Below are 11,940 nucleotides of genomic sequence, written 5' to 3' on the forward strand. Positions count from 1 at the left end.
GCCGCCCCCTACCTCCCGCCCGGCGAGCAGCCCGACGACGGCTATCCGCTGGTCCTGGTCACCGGGCGGCGCTGGGCGCACTACAACTCCGGCAGCATGACCCGGCGCGGCGGCAACCTCGCCCTCGATCCGGTCGACTTCCTCGACCTCCACCCCGACGACGCCGCGCGGTACGAGCTGCGGGACGGCGGGCACGTCACTGTGGAGAGCCGGCACGGCCAGGCCCGTCTCATTGCCCGCGTCAGTGAACAGACAGCCCCTGGCCAGGTCTTCTGTTCCTTCCACTTTCCCGCGAGCGGCGTGAACCGCCTCACCTCCGACCACGCGGACACCGTCACGTCCTGCCCCGAGTACAAGGTCACGGCGGTCCGCGTGGCCGCACCGTGACGGCGACGGTCCAAGGCACTCGGCGATGGGTACCGGAACTCCCGTACTGACGCCCGGAGACGGGGGCCACAGGCCGGAAGCCCTGAGCGGGACCCACGGCCCCGCGGTGCAGACGTTCGCGACCACGGATGTCTTCGCCGCGCTGGGCACCTCGCCGCGGGGACTGGCGTCGGCGGATGCGGCAGCGCGGCGCGACCGGTACGGCCCCAACGAACTCCCGCCCGCCGGGCGAAGGGGGCTGTGGCGAGACCTGGTCGGTCAATTCACCGACCTCTTCGCCGTCGTACTGCTCGTCGCGTCGGCGATCACGTTCCTGGCCTACGAGCTGCAGGAGCCCCGGGACGTGGGAACCCTGCAACTGGCCGTGGCGATCCTCGGTGTGGTGGTGCTGAACGCGGCCATCGGCTTCGCGCAGGGGTATTCCGCCGAGCGAACGGCCGAGTCGCTGCAGGCCATGGTGCCGCACACCTGCCGGGTGCTCCGCGACGGGGAGCGACGGGAGTTGCCCGCGCGGGACCTGGTGCCCGGAGACGTCGTCGTCCTGGAGGCCGGGGACGCGGTACCGGCGGACTGCCGCCTCGTGGAGGCACACGAGGTCTCCGTGAACAACGCGGCGCTGACCGGGGAGAGCGACGCCGTGGGCCGCACGGCCGACCCGGTGGCGGCCGGACCGGTGCTGCAGGCCCGCAACTGCGTGTTCATGGGCACCGATGTCGTGGCGGGCTCCGCGAAAGCGGTGGTGTTCGCCACCGGCGCGGCGACCGAGTTCGGAGGGATCTTCCGGCTCGCAGCCGCGGCGCCTCGGCAGAGGACTCCACTGCAGCGTCAGGTGGCGTTGATGGCCCGAAGGGTGGCGGGGACCGCCCTGGCGATCGGGGCTGCCCTGTTCGCAGTGCGCGTGCCCACCGGGCAGCCGTTCGTCGAGACCTTCGTGTTCGCGCTCGGGGTCATGGTCGCGCTCGTCCCCGAGGGCCTGCCCGCGACCCTGTCGGTGTCGCTGGCGATCGGCGTACGGCGCATGGCCCGTCGGCACGCCCTGGTCAAACAGCTGCTCGCCGTGGAGGCACTGGGGTCCACCACCGTCGTGTGCACGGACAAAACGGGGACACTCACCCAGGCCGAGATGACCGTCGTGCAGGTATGGGCCGGCGGTGTGCCGCACGCCGTGTCCGGGGTGGGATACGCACCTGAGGGCTACGTGGCCGACCCGCAGCCGGTGCGGGAGCTGCTGAGGGCGGCGGCACTGTGCTCCAACGCCCGACTGGTCCCTCCCCCAGCTAACGCTCGGAGGTACCCCCAGTCGGATCGCCAGGGCCGGCGGGTGCTCGGCGACACCACTGAAGGCGCGCTGCTCGTGGCCGCGGCGAAGGCCGGACTCGACCGTGCCGCCGAGGAAGCGGCGACCCCGCGCGTGGCGGAGTACCCCTTCGACTCGGTCCGCAAGCTGATGAGCACCGTGCACGGCGGCACCGCCGACGGTCACCACGCGTACGTCAAAGGTGCGCCGCAGGAATTGCTCGCCCGCTGCACCAGCATCGACTGGAGAGGAAAGAGCGGCTGCCGCTGACCGAGAAGCTGCGTGCCGCTGTCACCGCCGCCAACGACGAACTGGCTTCTCAGGGGCTACGCGTGCTGGCGGCGGCATGGCGGCCCGTATCGGACTCCCGCCCTGCCCAGGACAAGGTGGAGTCGGAGTTGACGCTCCTGGGGCTCGTCGGCATGCTCGACCCGCCACGGCCCGAGGTCAGCGACGCGGTCACTGCCTGCCGACGGGCCCGCATCCAGATCGTCATGGTCACCGGGGACCACCCGCTGACCGCTGAGGCCGTCGCCCGCCGAGTCGGCATCGTCTCCAGGCCCGCGCCGACCGTGGTGACCGGGGCACGGCTCGACACCCTGGACGACGACGGCCTGGACGCCTTGCTGGCCGCACCGGGCGAACTGCTGTTGTGCCGGGTCAGCCCGGAGCACAAGATGCGGGTGGTCACCGCGCTGCAGCGACGCAGCGAGGTCGTCGCGGTCACCGGCGACGGCGCCAACGACGCACCCGCCCTCAAGCACGCCGACATCGGCGTCGCGATGGGCGCCTCCGGCACCGACGTTGCCCGGGAGGCCGCGGTGATGGTGCTGCTGGACGACTCGTTCGCCTCCATCGCCGCGGCGGTCAGGCTGGGCCGGTCGGTCTACCAGAACATCCGCAAATTCCTGGTCTACCTCTTCAGCCACAACATCGCCGAGCTCGTCCCGATCCTGGCCGCGACCTTCGCCGGGTTCCCGCTGGTTCCGATCAGCGCCGTGCAGATCCTCGCCATCGACCTCGGCTCCGACGTCCTGCCCGCCCTCGCGCTCGGCGCCGAGCCGCCGGAACCCGACGTCATGGACCGCCCCCCCCACGTTCCCGGCGCGAACGGCTCTTCTCGTCCGCCGTGATGGGACGCATCCTCTTCCTGGGCGGCATCCAGGCCCTCGGCGTGACCGCCGTGTTCTTCTGGCACATCCATGCCTCCGGAATCCCTTACTCGGACTTCACCGAGGACGACACCGTCTACCGGGAAGCGATCACCCTGGTCCAGGCAGGGATCGTGGTCAGCCAGTTCTTCAACGCGCTCGCCGTGCGCACCGACCGGCAGAGCGTGTTCCGGATCGGGCTGCTGTCCAATCCGTGGCTGCTGGCCGCCGGATGCTTCGGCATCACCCTGATGGCGGCGATCAGCTACCTTCCCCCGCTCCAGGCTCTCTTCAACACCGCTCCGCTGGCCGCCACCGACTGGGCGGTTCTCGCCGCCTTCGGCGCACTGCCTGCTGGCCGCGGAGGAAACCCGCAAGTGGTGGCTGCGCCGCCGCCCGACGACGACTCCGAAGGGAGAAACACGATGAGAGTGATCATCGCGGGCTGCGGCCGGGTGGGGTCCACGCTCGCGGTCCAGCTCGTCGCCGAGGGCCACGACGTACGGCTCATCGACCGATCGGGCCGGGCCCGCAGGCTGCTCCCGGCCGGTTTCCCAGGTCGGTTCCACGAGGGCAACGGATACAGCCGCGCGGTGCTCGAGGCCGCCGGGATCGAGCACGCGGACGCGTTCGTCGCCGTCACCTCGGGCGACAACAGCAACATCGTCAGTGTGCGGACGGCCAAGGAGACCTACCAGGTTCCGATCGTCCTCGCCCGCATCTACGATCCCCGTCGCGCCGACATCTGCCGCGAGCTCGGCATCCCCACCATCGCCAGCGTCCGCTGGACCGTGCACCAGATCCACCAGATGCTGCTGCACCGCCACCTCACACCCGAACTCACCTTCGGCAACGGGGAGACCCTGCTGCTCCGCTCGCTGCTGCCCGACTACCTCACCGGGCGGCGCCTGACCGAATTCGACGTCGACGGTGAGATCCGCGTCGTGGAGATCACCCGCGCGGGCCGCTCGCTCGTACCCGCGCACAGCACCCCGGCCGAGCCCGGCGACCTGGTCACCTTCGCCGTAGCCGCCACCGCGCTCGGCAGACTGCGCGGCTTCCTGGACAAGGAGCTGGGGACATGAAGGCTCTCATCGCCGGCGCGGGACGCCTGGGCACCCAGATCGCCCGGGTGCTCGCTGCCGCCCGCAACGACGTGACCCTCGTCGATGTCGACGAGGACCGCATCGCCGAACTCGAAGGCCATCTCCCCGTACGCCTCCTGGCCGGCGACACCGGCGAACCCACCTTCCTCGAGCACGCCGGCGCACTCACCGCAGACCTGGTCATCGCCGCCACCGGAAACGACGAGGACAACCTCGTCATCAGCCTCCTCGCCAAGCGGCAGTTCACCGTCGCCCGCGTCGCGGCACGCGTCAACGACGCGGAGAACACCTGGCTCTTCGACCAGAACTGGGGAGTCGACACCGCGGTCCCCGCCGCCACCCCCCTTATCTCCCTCATCGAGGAAGCCACCGGCGCCACCGACACCGTCGCCCTGCTGCGCCTGAGCAAGGCGGGCGTCGACGTCATCGAAACCGCCATCACGCCGCAGTCCCGCGCCGCGGGGTCCACGCTCGCCGAGATCCCCCTTCCCACAGGCACCGTCATCGCGACCGTCATCCGCGGCGGCCAACCCACTGTCCCCGCCCCGGAGATGCGGCTCCAGCCCGGTGACGAACTCCTCGTCGTCTCCCACGCCGCCACCGAACAGGAGATCCACACCGCATTCCAGTGACGGTCGTCCTCTCAGCCGAGTGTGGCCACGTGGTCAGGGAGACGCGCAGACCACCTGGACGAAAGGGCCCACTCCCGGAACCCACGGCGTCCGTACGCGGGCGCCGCGCGGCATCTTCGGGTCCAGCGTGTCGTTCAGCGGGCATCGGTCGGCAGCTTGCCTGGCCGCAGAGATGCGAAGCCTCCTGCGCAACCCGGCTGGAGGGATCGGCCTGCCGCTGGTCTCATGGGAGCTCGATCGGCGGTCGGCCGCCGTCGGCCGCGGGCCAGAGTGTTCATCCGGCGCTGGTAGGTCGCCGTGTCGATCCGGCCGTGCTGGCGGCCAGGGTCAGTACGCCGATCCCGATGGCTACGGCGGCGCTCATGGCGTTCTCCTCGCCGTGGCCGTGGATGCCGGTATCCGGCCGGTCAGCGCCGGCCGGATCCGGGGTGCTGGTGCTGGTCGTGCTTGTGCAGCGGGTCGTCGTCCCGGTCGTCGCGGCTGTGACCGCCGTGCGTGTCCTGGCCGTGCATGCCGCGCATCATGAAGAACATCATCAGCGGGCAGGCGGCCACGAGGGCGAGCCAGACGAGGCTCTCCAGCGAGGCGCCGACCATCAGGGCTCCGACGACGACGATCGCGGCGGCGAGCGCGTACATGCCGTAGTTGCGCTGGTTCATCGCGAGCCTCCTTCAGGTGAGCAGAGGCCGCAGCCGGTGCGGCCGGCTTTCAGGGTTTGGTGAGAGGGCCGGCGTGCAGGGCGTTCAGGCGGCCCTGGTACTCCTCTTCCTCGATCTCCCCGCGGGCGAACCGCTCCCGAAGGACCTGCTCGGGTGTCTGCGGCGCGGCGGGGGTGTGGGTGTGCTCGTGTGGGCGGTTGAGGGCGCGGAACAGCAGGACAGCCGCAGTGATGATCAGCGCCCAGAACAGGATCATGCTGGCGGACATCGCGAACCAGCCCCATCCGCTGACGTCGTGGCCGTACCAGAACATCGCCATTCACCTGCTTCGGATCGTTCGGCGATCGGGTGCGGGACCGGAGGTCCGGCGCCCTGAAGGAGCCTGTGTCCTCATACACATCGTGCCTCTCCCGGGGAGCGGCGCACTGGGGCCGGATGGTCCCGACCGGGTGGGCCGTTCAGCCCCTGCCAGGTAGGGGTAGCCGGGCGGAGCCTTGAAGGAGCGAGCTGGAAGGGGGCGCGCTGCCATGGGTGCCATGGATGTCATCGTTGTCCTGGCCGCCGCAGGACTGATCGCCGCGCTTGGCTGGTTGGTCTTCGGCCCTCGCCGTGCGGGTGCCGCCCGGGTGGAAGGCGGAGTGCATCGGGTGGTCACGACGTAGGTCGCCACCAGGCGGTTGAGCTTCCCCGGCTCGGCCCAGCAGGAGCCTGCGGTGGACTGGATCTCGGGGCGTGAGAGTCACAGGCCGGGGGCACCCCAGAGGGGGAACCAGCGAGTCAGGTCTTGCTCGATGCGCAGGTCATCCTTGACGATGGTCTTGACCTGGAGTTCGAGCGGGTTGTCGCGCTTCTCGCCGGGCTGGGGCGCGAAGGGATAGAACGTGCCGCGTTTGTAGAGGTAGACCAGCGCCAGAGGGCGGAGCTCGGCGTCGTGGAAGGCGACGAGGGAGCAGAGAAGTTGGGGACCGAAGCCACTGTCCTGCAGGGCGGTGTTGACCGCGTGCAGGTCGTTGACGAGTGCGGGCAGGTCGTCGGGACCACGGCGGGAGAGCAGCCATGAGTGGCCGTAGTCGTCGCGGCTGAACTCCACGGGTGTGCCGCTGCGTTCGGGGTCGGCGTCCAGCAGAGCCCGCACGTCCTGCTGGACTTGGGCGAATGCGCCCCCTTCGATGCTGGCGAAGCAGACCGAGCCCGCTCCGGTCGGGGCGAAACCGATGGCCGCCTGGAGAGTGATCGCCGCGGAGGGCAGGCCGAAGAGCTGGTCGAGGTCGGGCTTGACCGGCCTGCTCCGCCCCAACAGGGCATCGAGGAAACTCACAGCGGTTCAGCTCCTTCCTCACGTTCCCGGTTCAGAGACCGCATGCCGGTCGGGTGTGGCCGGTACGGCAGCGGTGGCGGTCATGACGTCTCACCCAACTCTGCGGAGATCTCCGTGAGCGCCTCCAGACGCCGCTCCAGACTGGGGTGCGTGGAGAACAGACGGGCCACCGTGGTGCCGGGCCCGAGGGCGGGCGTGAAGAAGAACGCGTTGAACGCCTGGGTGGTGCGCAGGTCCCGGGTCGGGATACGGGCGATGTCGCCGGTGGCCTTGGTCAATGCCGAGGCCAGCGCGGAGGGCCGCGCGGTGAGCATGGCTCCGGCGCGGTCGGCGGCCAGTTCGCGATAGCGGGACAGCGCCCGGATCAGCAGGAAGCTGATCGCGTAGACCAGGGCGGAGACCCCCATGACCAGAGCGAGCACCGCTGCGGTGTTCTGATCGCGACTGCGTCCCCCGAACAGCTGGGAGTAGAAGGCGAAACGGACGATGAGGCCCGCGATCACGCCCAGGAACGAGGCGATGGTGATCACCGCGACGTCGCGGTGCGCGACATGGGACAGCTCGTGGGCGAGGACGCCTTCGAGCTCGGCAGGTTCCAGGCGGTGCTGCAGCCCGGTGGTCACGCAGACGACGGCGTGGTCGGCGTTGCGGCCGGTGGCGAACGCGTTGGGCAGGTCCATCCGGGAGACGGCCACCCGTGGCTTCGGCATGTCCGCGGCGGCGCACAGCCGGTCGATGACGCCGTGCAGCTGGGGTGCTTCCTCCCGGGTGACGAGGCTGCCGTGCATGGCGTACAGGGCGATCCGGTCGGAGTACCAGTACTGCGCGGCCAGTAGCCCGGCGGCGATGACGACGACCAGGACGACGGACTTGAGCAGCACGATCAGCGCTGCGATGAACGCCACGTACAGCAGTCCGAGCAGGAACATCGTGACCAGCATCCGGGTGGTGAGCTGCCGGTCGGGCTCGAAGCGGCTGTGCATCGCCATCACCCCGGGATGAGGCCCTCGTCGGAGAGCAGTTCCCGCACCTCGGTGAGGCTGGTGTCCTCGTCGGGCAGGACCAGGTCGGACGGCGTGATCGTCGCGTCCGGCACGGGCGTGCCATAGCTGCGTACCGCGTCCAGCAGGGCCGAGAGGGCGGTTGTGAACGCCGTCTCGTCGTCGGCGTCGGCTGCCGACTGCAGGGCGGCATCCAGCTCGTTGAGCCGGCCGAGGTGATCGTCGGTGATCTCGTACTGGCCCTCGCCGAGAATCCGCATGATCATGATGTCGCCTCCTGGTCCGGCGGGCCCTGCTCGGCGCTCCTGCCTTCGACGGCCGGCGGGCTGGCGGACGCCGGGAGCTGGGCTTTCATTCGCGCCAGTTCCTTGTCCACGTCCTGGCCCGCAGTGACGCGCTCGAGTTCGGCCTGGATGTCGTCGCGGCCGGCGGGGAGGGTGGCGTCCTCCAGTGCGCCGGAGGCGAGCAGTTCGTCCAACGCACCAGCACGGGCCTGCAACTGCTCGGTCTTGTCCTCGGCGCGCTGCATGGCCATGCCGACATCGCCCATTTCCTCGCCGATGCCGGTGACGGCCTCAGTGATGCGGGTCTGGGCCTCGGCCGCGGTGTAGCGGGCCTTGATGGTTTCCTTGCTGGTGCGGAAGGTGTCCACCTTGGCTTGCAGGCGCTGTGAGGCGAGGGTGAGTTTCTCCTCCTCGGCCTGCAGCGATGCCTGCTGGGTCTGGAGGTCCGTGAGCTGGGAGGCCACGGCGGTGCGTCGGCTCAGGGCTTCGCGGGCGAGGTCCTCGCGTCCGGCGGCGAGCGCCTGCTGGGCCTGTCCCTCCAGCTTGCCGCTGGACTGGCGCAACTGGTTGATCTGCAGGTCGACGCGCTTGCGGCTGGTGGCCACGTCCGCCACACCACGTCGTACCTTCTGCAGCATTTCCTGCTGCTGGGTATAGGAGTAGTCCAGGACCTCGCGCGGGTCTTCCGCCCGGTCCAGGGCCTTGTTCGCCTTGGTCCTGAACAGGGTCGCCATGCGGTGGGCGATGCTGGTCATAGCGGCCTGCCTCCTCTCGACAGGGGTGAGGAATCAGCCAGGCCATGCTTCGTCTGCGGGACATCTCCAGGCTCCGGCGGCGTGGTCCGGGCCGCAACCTCGGCCGGCTCAGGCCCAAACCCCACGGCGGGTACAGGGCGCCTGCTGCGAGGGGGGCCTTCGGCCGCTGCTCTCCGCCTCGCGTTGCATCGTCCACAGCGCACTTCACCCCGCACGGCACACCATCGGTTGCACACAGGTGCCGCTGGTGTCGAGAATCTGGTGTGGGCGACCGGCGGCCCCACTTCCAAGCTGTAGGCGCAACTCCCAAGCTGTGGGCGCATGCGATGGGGGCGTGAGCGATGCGGCCTACGCGATGGATCCGGTACAGGCTGGGGAAGCTTCCGAAACCGCCCCCTATGGCTCGATGTCGAGTAGGTCTTCCACCGGGCGACGTGGGGTCACCGGGCCCTGCTTGCCATATCCCAGGCGCAGCACCATCTGCACGTACCCCATCGCCGACTGCGGGTGGCGTACGGCCCAGCGCAGTTCCGGCCACTCGAGGGCGTGGGACGTGAGCGAGGTCGCCAGCCCGTCAAGGGTTGCTTCGAGCAGGACACGCTCCATTGCCTGTCCCGCCGTCAGCCAGTCCTCCGGCCGGTCGCCGGTGGTGCCCAGCAGGGCTAGATGAGGTTTCTTCTCGAACATGGCCACCTCGCGGCCGGGGACAACGCGTCGGCCCGCGAAGTCGCGCACAGGGGCTTTTCCGTCCTGTTTGCGCGGGCCGAAAGCGTAGTCGGGGATTCCGTCCACGGACGTGGCGGCGATGTCGGCGCCGATACGGGTCCAGCGGACGATGTCCTGGATCTGGCCCGGGTCCAACGAGTCGCGTCCCTCGGCATCGTGGACCAGGTCCAGCACCGACTCCGCATGCCAGGCGTCAGGAAAGAGCAACCGCGCTCCCTCCCGCAGGGCAGCGCCACAGAGGGCGTCCTGTATGGCTTGGGGTATGTCCTCGTCCGAGTACGGATAACGGCTGGTGTGCCGGCGGCGGAGGGCCGGGTACAGCGGGGCGAGGTCGGTCTCCGGACGTACCGGACCGGCCAGCTCCACCGTCGCGAGCAGCTCCGAGTCCGCCGGGTCGGGCAGCAGCCGGGTGGCCGGCTCCCAGCCCGCGTGAGCGGCGGCGACGCGCAGGTTGATCACGGCCGCGCCGCATCCGATGTGGAGGGCGCGAGTGGTGGGATCGGAATGCGGCATGGTCCGCTCGATGTCCATCCGGACATGGAAGGTGCCGGCGGCACGGAAGTAGCGGAATTTCCATGGCTGCGCGTTGTGCATGGACGGTGCGGCTGTGGCGTCGCTGACGAGAGCGGCCACGGTCTTCGCGTCGAGCGGTCTTGCTGACACCGAGGAGCCTCCCTCCGGGAACCGGCTGGCCTGGCGCAACTGTGGCCCGTCTCTCCTCACGGTAGTCGCGGCGCGCCCGCACAGCAGTGCCGAACCATGGCGATAACGTCATCACCGATCTCTCTTGAACAAATTGCTACTTTTCGATCAGCGCCGAAACGGAGAGGGGCACGGCGGCAGCGTCGCCTCCGAGGGCTGAACAGGAGATGGGCCGTGAACTTCACCGAGCGCGAGTGGTGGACCCTCGTCCACGGCATGATCCTCGGCGCCGCCTTCCTACTCGCCTTCGCCGGTGGGCTTGCCGAGCTGTACAGCCTCAAGCCCGCCCTGATGACGCGCGAGGGAGTGGTGGAGCGGATGCGGCGAGTACGGATCGGGGTCACCGCCATGGCGGTGGCGGCATGGGCGACCGTGATCACCGGCACCTGGGTCGTCTACCCGTGGTACCGGGAGAAAACCCCGGACAGTCCCAGGTCACAGCTGCTCGCCGACCCGGACACGGCGGACTGGCACGAGTTCGGCATGGAGTGGAAGGAGCACATCGCCTGGCTCAGCCCGATCCTGGCGACGGCCGTCGTCTTCATCGTCTGGTACTACGGCCCCGGCCTGATCCGGCACAACCGTGTCCGCCACACCACCATCACCCTGTTCGTCCTCGCCTTCGCCTTCGCGGCGGTGGCCGGGGCATTCGGCGCCTTCATCACCAAGGTGGAATCCGTCCAATGACCAGGCTCTGAAACGGAGGCCACGGACATGGAACCCAAGAACGGCGCAACACCCACCCCGAGCGGGAGGGAAGAGGACTTTCCCCTGAGCGACAAGGTGGAGGGACCGATCTCGGCAGCGATCATCGCCGCAGGTGTCGGAGCCACCGCACTGGGCCTGCTCACCACACTCACCGAGGCCAGCACGGCGGTGCAGGACGGCCTGCAGTGGAGCGACTCGGTCGGTCCTCTGTCCGGCAAGACCGTCCTGGCCGTGATCGTATGGCTGCTGGCTTGGGGTGTCCTGTACGCCGTACTGCACAACAAGCCGTTCGAGACCGTGCGTGCCCTCGTCATCAGCCTCGTACTTATCGCCCTGGGGATCCTCGGAACCTTCCCCCCGTTCTTCCAGCTTTTCGCCTAGGACCTGCACTCGCACAGCTGGCACCACCGGACGCGTCACCGGGTTTTCGCCAAACCAGCCAGCCTGCTCACGCCCTGCCGGGCAACGGCGTCGGCCGCGTCCCCACCAACGGACGGGCGAGCGTATCGCCTGTTCCACGAGGATCCGCACGAGGTCGGTCCGCGGGTGCAGTGCCTCGGCGTCCTCCCCGGATTCATGCCTCCGCACTGACGCGCGTGCGCAGATTGTGGAACTGGCGGGTCTGCATGATCAGATGCGCGGGTTCCCAGAACAGCACGTCCATGGGCCGGGTGAGGAGCCGCGGGCGGCTGTGGGCCCGCGCGCGGACGATGAGCCGGGTTCTTCCGCCGGACTCCGGCTGGAGGTGGAAGCCCCAGATCGAGTCGATGTACGCCGTGGGCAGCCGGCCGTACCGCTCGTCGAAGGGGCGCCCCGACGGGAGCTGGACCTGTGAGCGCAGCACCAGTGTCCGCTCCGGTTCCAGGGCCGCGACGGTGAACCAGGCGTCGCCGCTCGGCAGGGAGTCCAGGTGCTGGCCCTGCTCCAGGCGCTGCCACTCGGGGACGATGCGTTGCGCGCTCGGGCGTCCGCCGTTGTCCAGGCGGTCCCAGCTGTACCAGCCGCCGCGGTTGCAGCCCATCTGCTGCAGCCAGGGCCAGACTTCTTCGGGCGGCGCCGGCAGGGTCGTGGCCATGGTCGAGGAGCCGTGGGCCTCGGGGATGAGGTCATCGCCGGGGAAGCCGCGTTCAGCTTCGTCGCGCTCGGTGCCCCAGGTCAGCACCCGCGGCCGCAGAAGACGCCATACAGCGCCGGCGCAGCGGCCGCCACGCCGA

At 69.6% G+C, this 11,940-nt stretch carries 16 protein-coding genes and 1 pseudogene; 9 read left to right on the plus strand and 8 right to left on the minus strand.

Annotation, left to right across the window (positions count from 1 at the left end; translation table 11 throughout):
• From G6048_RS22675 to G6048_RS22690, 6 genes and pseudogenes are all read left to right on the plus strand, one after another.
• On the plus strand, positions 1–387 hold a 387-nt coding region (locus tag G6048_RS22675), incomplete at its 5' end, for a molybdopterin oxidoreductase family protein (protein WP_328826692.1).
• Between the two features lie 25 nt (positions 388–412).
• On the plus strand, positions 413–1,954 hold the full coding sequence (locus G6048_RS49735) for a cation-translocating P-type ATPase (protein WP_235990204.1): 1,542 nt from the start codon (positions 413–415) through the stop codon (positions 1,952–1,954).
• A 62-nt stretch (positions 1,955–2,016) separates the two neighbouring features.
• The gene (locus G6048_RS49740) at positions 2,017–2,817 is read left to right on the plus strand and encodes an HAD-IC family P-type ATPase (RefSeq protein ID WP_328826695.1); all 801 of its coding nucleotides are present in this window, start codon (positions 2,017–2,019) and stop codon (positions 2,815–2,817) included.
• Positions 2,817–3,128, plus strand: a pseudogene (locus G6048_RS51460) (cation transporting ATPase C-terminal domain-containing protein); the annotation flags it as partial. The gene G6048_RS49740 and the pseudogene G6048_RS51460, both read left to right, overlap by 1 nt.
• A gap of 132 nt (positions 3,129–3,260) precedes the next feature.
• Positions 3,261–3,920 (plus strand): potassium channel family protein, encoded by a 660-nt coding sequence (locus G6048_RS51465; protein WP_165341427.1) that lies wholly within the window; start codon positions 3,261–3,263, stop codon positions 3,918–3,920.
• A complete protein-coding gene (locus G6048_RS22690; RefSeq protein ID WP_165341428.1) occupies positions 3,917–4,573 on the plus strand; it encodes a potassium channel family protein in 657 nt (218 codons plus the stop codon). The genes G6048_RS51465 and G6048_RS22690 overlap by 4 nt, the downstream gene beginning before the upstream one ends.
• Positions 4,574–4,980: 407 nt before the next feature.
• Here G6048_RS22690 and G6048_RS22695 read toward each other — a convergent pair whose 3' ends face one another.
• On the minus strand, positions 4,981–5,232 hold the full coding sequence (locus G6048_RS22695; RefSeq protein WP_165337584.1) for a DUF2933 domain-containing protein: 252 nt from the start codon (positions 5,230–5,232) through the stop codon (positions 4,981–4,983).
• Positions 5,233–5,281: 49 nt separating this feature from the next.
• Entirely contained in the window at positions 5,282–5,545 is a 264-nt protein-coding gene (locus G6048_RS22700) for an SHOCT domain-containing protein (RefSeq protein ID WP_165341460.1), read from the minus strand.
• Between the two features lie 223 nt (positions 5,546–5,768).
• Here G6048_RS22700 and G6048_RS51000 point away from each other — a divergent pair, with 223 nt between their 5' ends.
• A complete protein-coding gene (locus tag G6048_RS51000; RefSeq protein WP_268978972.1) occupies positions 5,769–5,894 on the plus strand; it encodes a hypothetical protein in 126 nt (41 codons plus the stop codon).
• 77 nt (positions 5,895–5,971) lie between these two features.
• On the opposite strand, the gene pspAB is transcribed toward G6048_RS51000, so the two are convergent.
• From pspAB to G6048_RS22725, 5 genes are all read right to left on the minus strand, one after another.
• A complete protein-coding gene (gene pspAB / locus G6048_RS22705; protein WP_165341429.1) occupies positions 5,972–6,550 on the minus strand; it encodes a PspA-associated protein PspAB in 579 nt (192 codons plus the stop codon).
• 80 nt (positions 6,551–6,630) lie between these two features.
• Positions 6,631–7,533, minus strand: coding sequence for a zinc metalloprotease HtpX (htpX, locus tag G6048_RS22710; RefSeq protein WP_165341461.1), 903 nt, complete (start codon positions 7,531–7,533; stop codon positions 6,631–6,633).
• 5 nt (positions 7,534–7,538) lie between these two features.
• Complete coding sequence (pspAA, locus tag G6048_RS22715; protein WP_165341430.1) at positions 7,539–7,817, minus strand: PspA-associated protein PspAA; 279 nt, start codon at positions 7,815–7,817, stop codon at positions 7,539–7,541.
• Positions 7,814–8,590: a PspA/IM30 family protein gene (locus G6048_RS22720; RefSeq protein ID WP_165341431.1), complete on the minus strand. Its 777-nt coding sequence runs from the start codon at positions 8,588–8,590 to the stop codon at positions 7,814–7,816. The genes pspAA and G6048_RS22720 overlap by 4 nt, the downstream gene beginning before the upstream one ends.
• 396 nt (positions 8,591–8,986) lie before the next feature.
• Positions 8,987–9,979: an Acg family FMN-binding oxidoreductase gene (locus G6048_RS22725; protein WP_165341432.1), complete on the minus strand. Its 993-nt coding sequence runs from the start codon at positions 9,977–9,979 to the stop codon at positions 8,987–8,989.
• Positions 9,980–10,192: 213 nt separating this feature from the next.
• On the opposite strand from G6048_RS22725, the gene G6048_RS22730 reads away from it, so the two are divergent.
• Together G6048_RS22730 and G6048_RS22735 are read left to right on the plus strand one after the other, a co-directional pair.
• Positions 10,193–10,705 carry a hypothetical protein gene (locus G6048_RS22730; RefSeq protein ID WP_165341433.1) on the plus strand — a complete coding sequence of 171 codons (513 nt, stop codon included), beginning with the start codon at positions 10,193–10,195 and terminating at the stop codon, positions 10,703–10,705.
• Positions 10,706–10,732: 27 nt separating this feature from the next.
• Positions 10,733–11,107 (plus strand): hypothetical protein, encoded by a 375-nt coding sequence (locus G6048_RS22735; protein WP_165341434.1) that lies wholly within the window; start codon positions 10,733–10,735, stop codon positions 11,105–11,107.
• A 193-nt stretch (positions 11,108–11,300) separates the two neighbouring features.
• Here G6048_RS22735 and G6048_RS22740 read toward each other — a convergent pair whose 3' ends face one another.
• Positions 11,301–11,888, minus strand: a complete 588-nt coding sequence (locus G6048_RS22740) for a hypothetical protein (protein WP_206342010.1) — start codon at positions 11,886–11,888, stop codon at positions 11,301–11,303.
• Positions 11,889–11,940: the final 52 nt, after the last annotated feature.

Source organism: Streptomyces ureilyticus (genome assembly GCF_011045025.1).
GTDB lineage: Bacteria > Actinomycetota > Actinomycetes > Streptomycetales > Streptomycetaceae > Streptomyces > Streptomyces ureilyticus.

Bases quoted from the DNA above. Each gene is read 5' to 3' on its own strand.
- G6048_RS22690 (WP_165341428.1), top strand. From the start codon at position 3,917: ATGAAGGCTCTCATCGCCGGCGCGGGACGCCTGGGCACCCAGATCGCC.
- G6048_RS49735 (WP_235990204.1), top strand. From the start codon at position 413: ATGGGTACCGGAACTCCCGTACTGACGCCCGGAGACGGGGGCCACAGG.
- G6048_RS22700 (WP_165341460.1), bottom strand. From the start codon at position 5,545: ATGTTCTGGTACGGCCACGACGTCAGCGGATGGGGCTGGTTCGCGATG.
- G6048_RS22735 (WP_165341434.1), top strand. From the start codon at position 10,733: ATGGAACCCAAGAACGGCGCAACACCCACCCCGAGCGGGAGGGAAGAG.
- G6048_RS51000 (WP_268978972.1), top strand. From the start codon at position 5,769: ATGGATGTCATCGTTGTCCTGGCCGCCGCAGGACTGATCGCCGCGCTT.
- G6048_RS22695 (WP_165337584.1), bottom strand. From the start codon at position 5,232: ATGAACCAGCGCAACTACGGCATGTACGCGCTCGCCGCCGCGATCGTC.
- pspAA (WP_165341430.1), bottom strand. From the start codon at position 7,817: ATGATCATGCGGATTCTCGGCGAGGGCCAGTACGAGATCACCGACGAT.
- G6048_RS22720 (WP_165341431.1), bottom strand. From the start codon at position 8,590: ATGACCAGCATCGCCCACCGCATGGCGACCCTGTTCAGGACCAAGGCG.
- G6048_RS51465 (WP_165341427.1), top strand. From the start codon at position 3,261: ATGAGAGTGATCATCGCGGGCTGCGGCCGGGTGGGGTCCACGCTCGCG.
- htpX (WP_165341461.1), bottom strand. From the start codon at position 7,533: ATGCACAGCCGCTTCGAGCCCGACCGGCAGCTCACCACCCGGATGCTG.